The sequence below is a fragment of the Rodentibacter caecimuris genome (assembly GCF_001019715.1).
GTDB classification, from domain to species: Bacteria; Pseudomonadota; Gammaproteobacteria; order Enterobacterales; family Pasteurellaceae; genus Rodentibacter; species Rodentibacter caecimuris.
The window spans coordinates 2,083,527-2,097,135 of sequence record NZ_BBXJ01000001.1 but is presented as its reverse complement, the minus strand read 5'-3'; the positions used below and the strand labels follow the sequence as shown (position 1 = coordinate 2,097,135).

At 42.7% G+C, this 13,609-nt stretch carries 12 protein-coding genes; 11 read left to right on the top strand and 1 reads right to left on the bottom strand.

Features of this window, described 5'->3' with window-relative positions; all coding sequences use genetic code 11:
- Positions 1–83 precede the first annotated feature (83 nt).
- Complete coding sequence (gene rpsT, locus PNEUHYL_RS10445; protein WP_005548279.1) at positions 84–347, bottom strand: 30S ribosomal protein S20; 264 nt, start codon at positions 345–347, stop codon at positions 84–86.
- A 266-nt stretch (positions 348–613) separates the two neighbouring features.
- On the opposite strand from rpsT, the gene murJ reads away from it, so the two are divergent.
- The 11 genes from murJ (at position 614) to PNEUHYL_RS10390 (ending at position 13,423) form a co-directional block, all read left to right on the top strand.
- Positions 614–2,188: a murein biosynthesis integral membrane protein MurJ gene (gene murJ, locus PNEUHYL_RS10440; RefSeq protein WP_059368001.1), complete on the top strand. Its 1,575-nt coding sequence runs from the start codon at positions 614–616 to the stop codon at positions 2,186–2,188.
- A gap of 45 nt (positions 2,189–2,233) precedes the next feature.
- On the top strand, positions 2,234–3,172 hold the full coding sequence (ribF, locus tag PNEUHYL_RS10435; protein WP_059367999.1) for a bifunctional riboflavin kinase/FAD synthetase: 939 nt from the start codon (positions 2,234–2,236) through the stop codon (positions 3,170–3,172).
- Between the two features lie 15 nt (positions 3,173–3,187).
- Positions 3,188–6,013 carry an isoleucine--tRNA ligase gene (ileS, locus tag PNEUHYL_RS10430; protein ID WP_059367997.1) on the top strand — a complete coding sequence of 942 codons (2,826 nt, stop codon included), beginning with the start codon at positions 3,188–3,190 and terminating at the stop codon, positions 6,011–6,013.
- A gap of 65 nt (positions 6,014–6,078) precedes the next feature.
- Positions 6,079–6,597 carry a signal peptidase II gene (lspA, locus tag PNEUHYL_RS10425; protein WP_059367995.1) on the top strand — a complete coding sequence of 173 codons (519 nt, stop codon included), beginning with the start codon at positions 6,079–6,081 and terminating at the stop codon, positions 6,595–6,597.
- Complete coding sequence (gene ispH / locus PNEUHYL_RS10420; protein WP_059367993.1) at positions 6,594–7,538, top strand: 4-hydroxy-3-methylbut-2-enyl diphosphate reductase; 945 nt, start codon at positions 6,594–6,596, stop codon at positions 7,536–7,538. Before lspA ends, ispH begins: the two co-directional genes overlap by 4 nt.
- 207 nt (positions 7,539–7,745) lie before the next feature.
- Complete coding sequence (locus tag PNEUHYL_RS10415; RefSeq protein WP_059367991.1) at positions 7,746–8,351, top strand: CDP-alcohol phosphatidyltransferase family protein; 606 nt, start codon at positions 7,746–7,748, stop codon at positions 8,349–8,351.
- 84 nt (positions 8,352–8,435) lie between these two features.
- On the top strand, positions 8,436–10,181 hold the full coding sequence (locus tag PNEUHYL_RS10410; RefSeq protein ID WP_059367990.1) for a bifunctional alpha/beta hydrolase/class I SAM-dependent methyltransferase: 1,746 nt from the start codon (positions 8,436–8,438) through the stop codon (positions 10,179–10,181).
- On the top strand, positions 10,178–11,470 hold the full coding sequence (locus PNEUHYL_RS10405; RefSeq protein WP_059367987.1) for a phosphatase PAP2/dual specificity phosphatase family protein: 1,293 nt from the start codon (positions 10,178–10,180) through the stop codon (positions 11,468–11,470). Before PNEUHYL_RS10410 ends, PNEUHYL_RS10405 begins: the two co-directional genes overlap by 4 nt.
- A complete protein-coding gene (locus tag PNEUHYL_RS10400; protein ID WP_059367982.1) occupies positions 11,467–11,826 on the top strand; it encodes a hypothetical protein in 360 nt (119 codons plus the stop codon). Before PNEUHYL_RS10405 ends, PNEUHYL_RS10400 begins: the two co-directional genes overlap by 4 nt.
- An 8-nt stretch (positions 11,827–11,834) precedes the next feature.
- Positions 11,835–12,488, top strand: a complete 654-nt coding sequence (locus tag PNEUHYL_RS10395) for a lysophospholipid acyltransferase family protein (RefSeq protein ID WP_059367977.1) — start codon at positions 11,835–11,837, stop codon at positions 12,486–12,488.
- Complete coding sequence (locus tag PNEUHYL_RS10390; RefSeq protein ID WP_059367974.1) at positions 12,488–13,423, top strand: phosphatidate cytidylyltransferase; 936 nt, start codon at positions 12,488–12,490, stop codon at positions 13,421–13,423. Before PNEUHYL_RS10395 ends, PNEUHYL_RS10390 begins: the two co-directional genes overlap by 1 nt.
- Positions 13,424–13,609 lie beyond the last annotated feature (186 nt).

Here is a 13,609-nt window from a genome sequence, read left to right as displayed (position 1 = left end):
TTTTAATCGCACTTTTTTGTTTGTTATCCCTAGACAATAAAAAACCGCACATCAAAGTGCGGTCTTTTTTTATGCTGTTTTAATTACGCTAATTTTTTGATTTGCGCAGCTAATTTAGATTTGTGATTTGCTGCTTTGTTAGCGTGGATTAAGCCTTTTGAAGCCATACGGTCAACAACTTTTTGCATTTCAACGAATGCTGCTTCAGCTGCTGCTTTCTCACCTGCTGCTACTTGAGCATAAACTTTTTTGATGTAAGTACGCATCATAGAGCGTTGGCTTGCGTTGTGTTGGCGACGTTTTTCAGATTGTACCGCGCGTTTTTTTGCTGACTTGATATTAGCCAAGGTCAAACTCCTAAAATTTCTGTTAATTAGTGTGACAAAATAAAGGGCGCCAATATGACGATTTTTTATACGTTTGTCAATGGAAAATTTGTGTTGGTTTCGGTGAGACACAACCGAAAGTAAGCATCGTTATTTTTACAAGCGCTTTCAATAGGGGCTCACACAAACGATGTGGGCGGATTCTATCAGTTTTTTTGCGTGGAATATAGCGTAAAAACAAAATTTCTATACAATTAAGCAAAATTTTTAGCCGAGAGAGAAATATTTTGAGTAAACGACTTTTAAAATCAGGTGTGATTGTCAGCAGTATGACCTTATTATCACGCGTGTTAGGGTTGGTGCGTGATGTCGTGATCGCTCACCTGATTGGTGCAGGGGCGGCGGCTGATGTATTTTTATTCGCCAACCGTATTCCGAATTTTCTTCGTCGTTTATTTGCGGAAGGGGCGTTTTCCCAAGCCTTTGTTCCCGTATTGGCAGAATATCGTAAGGCAGGCGATACGGATAAAACCCGTGAATTTATCGGTAAAGTGTCCGGTACATTAGGCGGTTTGGTGAGTATTGTGACTTTGTTGGCGATGGTGGGCTCGCCTATCGTTGCAGCATTATTTGGCATGGGCTGGTTCACCGATTGGCTGAATAACGGCCCTGATGCGCATAAGTTTGAACAAGCCTCTTTGCTATTGAAAATTACCTTTCCTTATTTGTGGTTTGTTACTTTTGTTGCGCTTTCCGGTGCGGTGTTGAATACGTTAGGAAAGTTTGGTGTGATGTCTTTCTCACCGGTGTTATTAAATATTGCAATGATTGCGACCGCACTTTTTTTAGCTCCACAAATGAATAATCCCGATCTTGCATTAGCCATCGGTATTTTTCTTGGCGGTTTATTCCAATTTTTATTCCAAATTCCTTTTATGAAAAAAGCTGGACTGTTGGTGAAACCGAAATGGGCGTGGCACGATGAAGGTGTGGTAAAAATTCGCAAATTGATGATTCCCGCTTTGTTTGGTGTGTCTGTCAGCCAAATCAATTTATTACTGGATACGATTATTGCCAGTTTTTTAATGACCGGCTCGATCAGTTGGCTTTATTATTCCGACCGTTTGTTAGAGTTTCCCCTTGGCTTGTTCGGCATTGCGATTTCTACGGTAATTTTACCCACCCTCGCACGTCATCACGTTAATCGTGAGGATAATTCGGCTCAAAGTGCAGTGGATTTTCGTCACACGATGGATTGGGGAGTACGCATGATTCTATTACTTGGCGTACCCGCGGCAGTCGGTATTGCCGTGCTTGCCCAACCTATGCTGCTGACGCTTTTTATGCGGGGTAGTTTTACCTTACATGATGTGCATGCTGCCTCGTATTCCTTATGGGCATTCAATGCCGGTTTACTGAGTTTTATGTTGATTAAAATTCTAGCCAACGGTTATTATGCCCGCCAAGATACCAAAACACCGGTGAAAATCGGCATTATCGCGATGGTGAGTAATATGGGATTCAATGTGTTAGCGATTCCATTTAGCTATGTCGGGTTAGCAATAGCTTCTGCCATGTCTGCTACACTGAATGCTTACTTGCTTTATCGTGGTTTGGCGAAGTCGGATGTGTACCGTTTTTCACGCCAAAGTGCGGTCTTTTTTATGAAAGTTTTGCTTTCCGCACTGACAATGGGCACGGCAGTGTGGTACTACGTGCCGGATATTGGTGAATGGGCGGCAATGAGTTTTACCATTCGCGTTTATTGGTTGATTTGGTTGATTGGATTAGCCGCGATCGTTTATGGTTTGATGTTGATTTTATTAGGTATTCGTCAGCACCATTTGCTGACAAAAAACTAACTTGTCGCTATAATACCGAAATTCTGTAATTTTTGTGGATAGGACATGCGATTAATTCGTGGCTTGCATAATGCAGGCCGGATTTTACAAGGTTGTGCATTGACAATTGGCAACTTTGATGGCGTGCATTTAGGGCATCAGACGGTATTACGCCACCTTCGCGAAAAAGCGGACGAATTAAATTTACCCATGGCGGTATTATTGTTCGAGCCGCAACCCCGTGAATATTTTATGGGCGATAATGCGCCGGCTCGTTTGATGCGTTTACGTGATAAGCTTCACTATTTACGGCAAGCCAAGGTCGATGTCGTTATTGTGGCGAAATTTGATCGTACTTTGGCAGAACAATCGGCAGAACAATTCATCGAACAAACACTAGTGAATCGGCTCCATGTAAAATTTTTAAGCATTGGCGATGATTTTCAATTCGGTGCAAACCGGCAAGGAAATTTTGCGATGTTAAAACAAGCGGGTGAGCGTTTCGGTTTTACTGTGGAAGATAATCATAGTTTCTGTTTGGATGAACAACGCATTAGCAGCACAACTGTTCGGGAAGCCCTAGCAAGAGACAATTTATCCCTTGCGGAAAGTTTGTTAGGCAAACCTTATCGTATTTTTGGGCGGGTGATTCACGGTAATAAATTAGGCAGAACATTGGGTTTTCCTACGGCAAATATCCGTTTGCATCGCCAAGTGAATCCGATTAAAGGCGTGTATGCAGTAAAAGTGCGGTTAAAATCAGGCGAAATTTTTAACGGCGTCGCCAATATTGGGAAACGCCCGACGATTAATGGCGTGATTCAATTATTAGAAGTGCACTTATTTGATTTTGCAAAGATAATTTATGGTGAACCGGTTGAGGTTGAGTTTTGCCATAAAATAAGAGAAGAAATAAAATTTCCCTCCTTTGATGATTTAAAAGCACAAATTAAACGGGATGTTGAAACCGCAAAAGCGTTTTTTAGCAAGAATTTTAAAAAGTAAAAATTGGAAAATAAAATGACAGTCGATTACAAAAACACGCTTAATTTACCGGAAACAGGTTTTCCAATGCGCGGTGATTTAGCCAAGCGCGAACCTGTGATGTTGCAAAATTGGTATGACAAAAATCTTTACCAAAAAATTCGTAAAGCTGCAAAAGGTAAAAAATCCTTTATTTTGCACGATGGCCCTCCTTATGCAAACGGTAGCATTCATATCGGTCATGCGGTAAACAAAATTTTAAAAGATATTATTGTTAAATCTAAAACGGCACAGGGTTTTGATTCCCCTTATATCCCGGGCTGGGACTGTCACGGTTTGCCGATTGAATTAAAAGTAGAAGGTTTGGTGGGAAAACCGAATGAAAAAATCTCTGCGGCGGAGTTTCGTGCAAAATGCCGTGAATATGCGGCAGAGCAGGTGGAAGGGCAGAAAAAAGATTTTATCCGTTTAGGTGTGCTGGGCGATTGGGATAATCCGTATTTAACCATGAATTTTGAGACGGAAGCCAATATTATTCGTACCCTTGGAAAAGTGATTGCAAACGGGCATTTATACAAAGGATCGAAACCGGTACATTGGTGCTTAGACTGTGCCTCTTCTTTAGCCGAAGCGGAAGTCGAATACGAAGATAAAGTTTCACCGTCTATCTATGTTCGTTTTCCGGCAGAAAGTGCGGATGAAATTGAAGCTAAATTTAATGCGCAAGGGAAAGGCAGTGGCAAACTATCTGCGGTAATTTGGACGACCACGCCTTGGACAATTCCGTCAAACCGTGCGATTGCAATTAATCCGGAATTGGAATATCAGCTTGTTCAATTTGGTGACGAACGTGTCATTTTAGCGACAGAGCTGGTGGAATCCGTAGCGAAAGCGGTTGGCATTGAAAATGTGGAAATTTTAGGGACGGCGAAAGGCGTGGAGCTTGAGTTAAGCCGTTTCCATCATCCGTTCTATGATTTTACCGTGCCGATGATTTTAGGTGATCACGTTACCACAGATGGCGGTACCGGTTTGGTTCACACAGCTCCGGATCACGGTTTAGACGACTTTATTGTGGGGCAAAAATATGATTTGCCAATGGCGTGCCTTGTGGCAAATGACGGCAAATTTATTTCAACTACGACATTTTTTGCCGGCAAAGCTGTATTTGAGGCAAATCCGCTTGTGGTGGAAAAATTGCAAGAAACGGGTAATTTGCTGAAGGTGGAAAAAGTTACGCATAGTTATCCGCACTGTTGGCGTCATAAAACCCCAATTATCTTCCGTGCCACACCACAATGGTTTATTGGTATGGAAACCCAAGGGCTACGTGCCAACGCTTTAGGCGAAATTAAGGGCGTGCGTTGGATTCCGGATTGGGGACAGGCTCGAATCGAAAAAATGGTGGAAAATCGTCCCGACTGGTGTATTTCCCGCCAACGTACTTGGGGCGTGCCGATGACGATGTTTGTGCACAAAGAAACGGAAGAATTACATCCACGTACCTTAGAATTATTGGAAGAAGTGGCAAAACGTGTCGAACAATCAGGTATTCAAGCATGGTGGGATCTGGATGAAAAAGAATTGCTTGGCGCAGATGCAGAACATTATCGTAAAGTACCGGATACTTTAGACGTGTGGTTCGATTCCGGATCAACCTATTCCTCTGTGGTGGCGAATCGTCCCGAATTTAGCGGTCAAGCGATTGATATGTATTTGGAAGGTTCCGACCAGCACCGCGGCTGGTTTATGTCGTCATTAATGCTTTCTACCGCAACGGATAATCAAGCGCCTTATAAACAAGTATTGACCCACGGGTTCACGGTGGATGGTCAAGGTCGCAAAATGTCGAAATCGATCGGCAATATCGTGACCCCACAAGAAGTTATGGATAAATTTGGCGGTGATATTTTACGTTTATGGGTCGCCTCAACGGACTACACCGGTGAAATGACGGTTTCAGACGAAATTCTAAAACGTGCGGCGGATAGCTATCGTCGTATTCGCAACACGGCACGTTTCTTATTAGCGAATTTAAACGGTTTTGACCCGAAACGGGATGCGGTAAAACCGGAACAAATGATTAGTCTTGACCGCTGGGCGGTGGCTTGTGCGCTTGAAGCACAAAACGAAATTAAAGAGGCTTACGATAATTATCAATTCCATGCCGTGGTACAACGATTGATGCGTTTCTGTTCCGTAGAAATGGGATCGTTCTATTTGGATATTATCAAGGATCGCCAATACACCACCAAAGCGGATAGCCTTGCCCGTCGCAGCTGTCAAACGGCATTATGGCATATCGCTGAAGCATTGGTTCGTTGGATGGCACCAATTCTTTCCTTTACCGCGGATGAAATTTGGGGCTACTTGCCACAAGGCGAAAACCCACGTTCTGAGTTTGTTTTCACCGAAGAATTTTACACCGGTTTATTCGGGTTAGGCGAAAACGAAAAATTAGACGATACTTACTGGCAACAACTGATTAAAGTTCGTTCCGAAGTGAATCGTGTCTTAGAAATCGCCCGTAATGACAAAGTAATCGGTGGTGGTTTAGAAGCGGAGGTTATCCTTTATGCTAACGATGCATATCGTGCCTTGCTTGAAAAATTGGGCAACGAGTTGCGTTTTGTATTAATTACCTCCAAAGCGGAAGTGAGACCGTTGGCGGAAAAACCGGCGGATATTGCGGAGGGAGAATTGGAAGGCATTGCCGTGAGCGTTTCCCGTTCCAACGGTGAAAAATGCCCGCGTTGTTGGCACTATTCCGATAAAATCGGAATCAATCCGCAACATCCGGCATTGTGTCCTCGTTGTGTAGAAAACGTGGCAGGTAGTGGTGAAATTCGCCATTTTGCATAGTGTAAATTTTCATATTCAAAGTGCGGTTGATTTTGACCGCACTTTTCATTTATTAGGAATTTCTTATGGCTAAAACAAAATCCGGTCTCTCTTTTCTTTGGCTAAGTGCGGTGGTTTTTGTGCTTGATTTATTCACAAAATATCTTGTGGTACAAAAATTTGATTTATACGAAAGTGTGAATATTTTACCGGTATTTAATCTCACTTATGTGCGTAACTACGGTGCGGCATTCAGTTTTTTAGCCGATCACGACGGTTGGCAAAAATACTTTTTCATTGTATTGGCTATCGGTATTTCTTTGATGTTGATGTATTTTTTGAAGAAAAACACAGCAGGTCAAAAATTACAAAATAGCGCCTATGCGCTGATTATTGGCGGTGCATTGGCAAATATGGTGGATCGTACCTATCACGGTTTTGTGGTCGATTTCCTCGATTTTTATTGGGATATTTATCATTATCCGGTGTTTAATATCGCAGATGTGGCAATTTGTATTGGTGCGGGATTGCTTATGCTGGACGCATTTAAAAGCGAAAAGAAAAAAGTACAAGATAAACAAACAGAAAAGAGCGGTCAAAAATGAAAATAATTTTAGCCAATCCACGTGGATTTTGTGCCGGTGTTGATCGAGCTATCAGTATTGTAGAACTCGCCCTTGAAATTCACGGCGCTCCGATTTATGTACGTCACGAAGTAGTGCATAACCGTTTTGTGGTGAACGGGCTACGGGAGCGCGGTGCTATTTTTGTGGAGGAATTAAGCGAAGTGCCGGACGGTGCCATTGTGATTTTCTCTGCCCATGGTGTTTCTCAAGCAGTACGCCAAGAGGCCAAAGATCGCCAATTAAAAGTGTTTGACGCCACTTGCCCGTTAGTGACCAAAGTACATATGCAAGTGGCTCGAGCAAGTAGAAAAGGAACAAAAGCAATTCTTATCGGACATAAAGGTCATCCTGAAGTAGAAGGCACGATGGGGCAATACAGTAATGGTGAAGGCGGTATTTATCTGATTGAAAGTGTGGAGGATATAGCCCGTTTACCTGTGCAAGAAAGCGATGAATTGACATTTATGACCCAAACCACCCTGTCTTTAGATGATACGGCTGAAACGATTCATGCATTAAAAGAAAAATATCCGTCAATCCAAGGCCCGCACAAAAATGATATTTGCTATGCCACCACAAACCGCCAAGAAGCCGTGCGTGAGTTGGCAAAATTATCGGATCTGGTTTTGGTGGTAGGATCGAAAAATTCCTCAAATTCTAATCGCTTGGCAGAATTAGCCTCCCGTATGGGGGTGAAATCTCAGCTCCTTGATGATCCCGCTGATATTCAAGCAGGTTGGTTTGATAAGGTACAAACTATTGGGATTACTGCGGGCGCTTCTGCACCAGAAGAATTGGTGCAATCCATTATTACCCGTTTAAAACAATTCGGTGCAAATGAATTAGAAGAGCTCCAAGGGCTGGAAGAAAATATGTTCTTTGAAGTACCTAAAGAATTGCGAATCAAAGAAGTGGGTTAAGGAAAAAAGATTAAATACCAATCGGTTTGCACAAAGTGGTTAGACGATGTAGCACTTGTGCAAACTTCATATTTCAATAAGCCATACAATGGTTCTGTTTATTTTTGTTGTAACACTAAAACTTTTATCAAATCAGTTTGATTCCTTTGTTTGCCTTTCCTAAATGTCTCGGTTATATTATTGAAAATTCTTCCTTCGGGGACGATTATGAGTATTTATCAACTCAAACCAGCCTTTCAAAACTTATTACACCCATTGGTGAAACGTCTTGAGCAATGGGGAATCACTGCCAATCAAGTAACCTTATTTGCTTGTGGTCTTTCCCTCTTTTTTGGGATGGTTCTCACCCTCTTCTCTGCTATTTCCGGCTTGTTTTATCTATTGCCGATTTGGCTTTTTTTACGAATGGCATTGAATGCCATTGATGGTATGTTGGCTCGCGAGTTTAACCAAAAATCTGATTTAGGCGGCTATTTGAATGAAATAACGGATGTTGTTGCCGATACCACACTCTATTTACCTTTTGCCTTTATTACACCATTTTCAGCAGAATCCGTGATGGGCTTTATTTTCTTAGCAATGATGACTGAGTTTTGTGGCGTTTTAGGGCAAGTTCATGGCAATAATGGGCGGCGTTATGATGGGCCTTTGGGGAAAAGTGATCGTGCTTTTTTGATAGGTGCGCTCGGCTTGGCATACGCTTATTTTGGCGAACTGCCTCTTTACTTGAGCAGTTTATTTTGGCTTGCAAATCTCGCCTTAATTTTAACTGCTTATAACCGAGTAAAACGTGGATTAGCGACTACTTCGTAAAAAATGGTTGGATAAAGACAGCCTCCAGCCTGAGATAATATTGGGATCGGCGGGCAACTTTGCCCACTCTACAAGGAAAAAACAATGAAAGAACAAGAAAAATTTTTCAAAACGGCAGACAATACCGAGTTGTTTTATCGTTACCGTCCCGCCAAAAACGGTAGCCAAGATAAAGCGATTGTGTTATTTCACCGAGGGCACGAACACTCCGGACGAATAATGTTTGTGGCTGATGAGTTGGGTTTTGATGATTTTGCCTATTTTGCTTGGGATGCCCGTGGACACGGCAATAGCCCCGGTGAGCGTGGAGATAGCCCGAGCTTTGCAACCTCAGTGTCAGATATTCAGGCATTTATGCAGCATATCGAACGAGAATATCAGATTGCTCCTGAAAATATTTGTGTGATTGCTCAAAGCGTGGGAGCTGTTTTAGTTTCCGCTTGGTTACATGATTATGCGCCTAAAATTCGTTGTGCCGTGTTGGCATCGCCTGCATTTAAGGTAAAACTTTATGTTCCGTTTGCCCGTACGGGCTTGGCGTTGTGGTCAAAATTACGTGGTAATTTCTTTGTAAATAGCTATGTGAAAGCCCATTATTTGACCCACAACAAAGCCCGCCAAAACAGTTTTAATCAAGATCCACTCATTACCCGTGCCATTTCTGCCCGTATTTTGCTTGGTTTGTATGAGGCGGCAGACAGGGTTGTGGCAGATGCACAAGCCATCACCACACCAATTCAGCTTTTTATCTCCGGGGCGGATTGGGTGGTACATCACAAACCGCAGCACGATTTCTATAATCATTTAGGCAGCCGTATTAAAGAACGCTATGTGATGAATGGGTTTTATCACGACACCTTAGGCGAAGAAAACAACCATCTGGTTTTCACTCCAATGCGTCGTTTTATTCGTGCCCGTTTTGATGAACCTGTGCAAAGAGTGGATTGCACTCAAGCGCACATCGCTAGCCCAGGTCGTGTAGAGGCTGATGTACTCGCTACACCGTTATCGCCTTATTCCATCCGTGGTTTATTTTGGGCTGGTTATCGAGCTTTAATGAAACTTGGTGCACGTTGGAGCGAAGGTTTACGTATCGGAAAAGAAACCGGCTACGATTCAGGGAGCACATTGGATTATGTTTATCAAAATCAGCCGCAAGGTTCCAATGCTTTCGGACGTTTGGTCGATAAAAATTATCTGAATGCGATTGGTTGGCGCGGTATTCGCCAACGTAAAGCGAATATTGCCAAAGCGATCAGTCTTGCAATGCAAAAATTGCGGGAAGCGGGTAAACCTGTTCACGTGTTAGATATTGCTTCAGGGCATGGGCGTTACGTGCTGGATGCATTAACCGCACAAAATCAGCCTGATTCTGTGCGTTTGCGTGATTACAGCCCGATTAATGTGGAGGCCGGGCGTCAGTTAATTGCTGAACGGGGCTTGCAAGATATTGCCACGTTTAATGAAGTAAATGCCTTTGATCCTACAAATTATCAAGATCTCAGTCCTCGCCCAACCTTGGGTATCGTTTCAGGTTTACACGAACTTTTTGCCGATAACGATTTGATTATGCATTCGCTCAACGGTTTTGGTGAAGCAATTGAACAAGGCGGTTATTTGATTTATACGGGGCAACCATGGCATCCGCAACTAGAATTAATCGCTCGTTGTTTAACCAGTCATAAGGACGGTAGCCCAAATTGGGTGATGCGTCGCCGTAGTCAGCAAGAAATGGATCAACTTGTGGAGCAAGCGGGTTTTCAAAAAATTCATCAATGGATTGATGAAGACGGCATTTTCACCGTGAGTCTTGCGATTAAAACCAAATGATCAATTTCAAAACCCGTTTGGGTTATTTGCTCGGCGTAGGTGCAATTTTCTACGCCAGCTATGGTTTCACTAATTTTCTAACTGCACAGCGAGAAAATGTACCTGAAATTGTGTTTGATTGGGAACACCGGATTCCTTTTCTTACCTGGACAATTGTGCCGTATTGGTCACTCAATCTGCTTTATGCTTTAGTGTTTTTCCTCTGCCAAGATTTGGCTCAATTACGTAATTACGTGGCACGTTTGCTACTTGCTCAAAGCATTGCGGTTTTCGGCTTTTTGTTTTTTCCGCTCCAAATTAGTTGGCAGAAACCTGAAACGACGGGGATAGCCGGATTTTTGTTTGAATCTCTGGCCGGTTTTGATCAACCGTATAACCAAGCTCCTTCTTTGCATATTATTCTGACTATTGTTGTCGGTGCATTTTATTGGCGAATGTTCCCGAAATGGCGGTTATTGCTAGGCTTTTGGTTTGGGCTTATTGCGGTTTCAATTCTCACCACCTACCAACATCATTTTTTAGATTTACCCACAGGCGCATTAGTCGGCTTTTTGGTATTGTGGCTGTTACCCGAACAAGGCATTTCCCCGATTTTTGTACTCTTCTCCCAAAATCGGACTGTCTCCCATCATCGTTTAATGCGTTATTATGGCTTAGGCGCAATGGTTTGTGTACTGTTGGCATACTTGGGCGGTGGGTGGTTATGGCTTATATGGGGAGCCGTTGCACTTTGTTTGGTTGTGCTTGCTTACGGATGGGGAGTGGCAATTTTCCAAAAGCAAACGAACGGTAAACTTTCTGTTGCGACCTGTGCATTGGAACTTCCTTATCTCCTTGGCGCACGGCTTAACATTGCCTATTGGTTGTGGAGAAAACCGAAAAGTGCGGTCATTTTTGAGAATATTTCCGTCGGTTCGATCATTGTTAGTGGTAAATTTGAAGCGGTGCTTGATTGTTGCGCCGAACTACCTTGCCCAAATCCGCCCGATGCTTACGAGCAAGCGTTAATGCTTGATTTGGTATCGCCAAGTGCCAAGGAACTTTGCAAAGCGGTAGAAAAATTAGATCGCTTACAACAAACTCATTCCTCGGTATTGGTGTGTTGTGCCTTGGGCTACGGACGCAGTGTCGCCGTAGTGTTAACTTGGTTACTTACCACCCGGAAAATAGCGGATTTAGACCAAGCTATTATGCTTGTAAAACAAGCCCGTCCACATATAGTCGTATCAAATGCACTTCGTCAAACAATTTTGCAAGCCGATAAACTGTATCAAGAGAAAACCAAATGACAAATGAACTAGCAGACACCGCAGCCAAAACCACCGCTCATTTTCTTATTACCGCCCGCTATTTGGCGGTATTGAATGCCGTTTTATTAGCTATAAGTCTCGCAACAGAACATCATATCGGGCTGAATGTGATATTGGCGATGGGCTTACTCTATCTACATATTCGACTTGAATTTGATCAACGCATTTTTATGCATACGACAAACTTTGCCGATTTTGACCGCACTTTATTGACGTTAGGCTTAGTGAAACAAACAACCGAACGAGATATTTTTCAACGGGCAAAAGGCACTATTCGTCTGTGGTATGCGGCGTTATTCGCTACCTTGGTACAACTGGCGTTATGGCTGATTTAGGAGGCATTATGCAATTTTTTTCCCGCTTATTAGCACGTTTTATTGATGGCTGTTTATGTTATTTTGTCTCTTTTGTTACAGGTATTCGCCCACAATCGGAAAAGCAATTTACCTTCAGCCCGAAACAAAAAGTTTATTATGCCAATCATAGTAGTCACGGCGATTTTATGTTGGTGTGGGTATCGCTCCCTCAAACGTGGAGAATGGAAACCCGTCCCGTTGCCGCCGCTGAGTATTGGCAAAAAAACCGTTTACGCCGTTTTATCATTCAACAAGTGTTTAATGGTGTATTGATTGCCCGTCAAAGCGAGAGCCCTGAAACCGCTATCACATTGATGAGTGAAGCTTTACGGCATCATTCATTGATTATTTTTCCAGAAGGTACGCGAAATACCGATGAAAATCAGCCGCTTTTGCCGTTTAAATCCGGTATTTACCACCTTGCCCAACAAAATCCCGATATAGAATTTGTTCCGATTTGGATTGATAATATCAGTCATGTGTTGCCAAAAGGCAAATGGTTGCCTATTCCGCTTTTGTGTGATGTCTATATTGGTGAGCCGTTGAGGTTAGCTGAAAATGAACCCAAACAGGCTTTTCTAGATCGCACAATGAATGCTTTGTTAGCCTTAAATCCAAACCAAACAGAGGAGAAACTGTGATGCTGGCGCAAACGACTTTTATTTTTATCGTAGTGTTTGGTTTGCTGATTATAGCGAGTGCTATCGGACGGCTACTCATGAGCAAATATGGCGAAGAAAACAGCACTGTTGCTAACTTAGTCGCCCGTATTAATGCGTGGTGGGTGATGACAGGGGTATTATTTATCGCTTTTTTGTTCGGGCGTATTGGGGCGACAATTCTCTTTTTTCTAATTTCCTTCATTGCTCTGCGTGAATTTATGACGGTGATTTATCGTAAACGTTGCGATTATTACAGTATGGTGGCATGTTTCTATTTATTGTTACCGATCCAATACTACCTTGTGTTAGTGCAATGGTATGGTATGTTTTCCATCTTCATTCCTGTTTATGGCTTTTTGTTGCTACCGATTATAGGGAGTCTCAGTGGGAATACCGAGCAATTCCTCGCCCGTACAGCCAAAACCCAATGGATGACAATGATCTGTATTTTCTGTATTTCTCATGTTCCCGCCTTGCTCTTTTTAAATTTGGACGATTTCAGCAACGAAAACAATATATTGCTAGTGATTTTTATGATTGCCACCGTGCAGTCCAGCGATGTACTGCAATATATTTGGGGAAAACTGCTTGGCGGTCCCAAAATTATGCCGAGTCTTTCACCTTCTAAAACTATTTCAGGCACTGTCGGTGGTATTATCTCTGCCACGGTAGTAGCTATGTTAATGGCGCCAATTACGCCATTTACTTATTGGCAAGCAGGGCTAATTGGCTTTATTGTCTGCATAATGGGTTTCTTAGGCGGTTTGGTGATGTCTGCGATTAAACGCGATCACGGTGTAAAAGACTGGGGCAAGATGATAAACGGACACGGAGGAATGCTCGACCGAATGGATTCAGTCTGTTTCTCTGCCCCTATTTTCTTCCATATTATTCGGTATTTTTGGAATGGTTAAAGACAAGCGGGCAGAGCAGTTATACGAGTTTTCGGTATTATGTAGCAGTTGTACAAAATTGTATATGTTACTGTGAGCATAGGGCTGTGCTGTAGTCTAACGTTAATAATTTCAATCACTTATCGACAGGGCGTACTACATACGCCCCTACATGTTGTATCAATTTTTTATTTGTGCGTAGGCTAC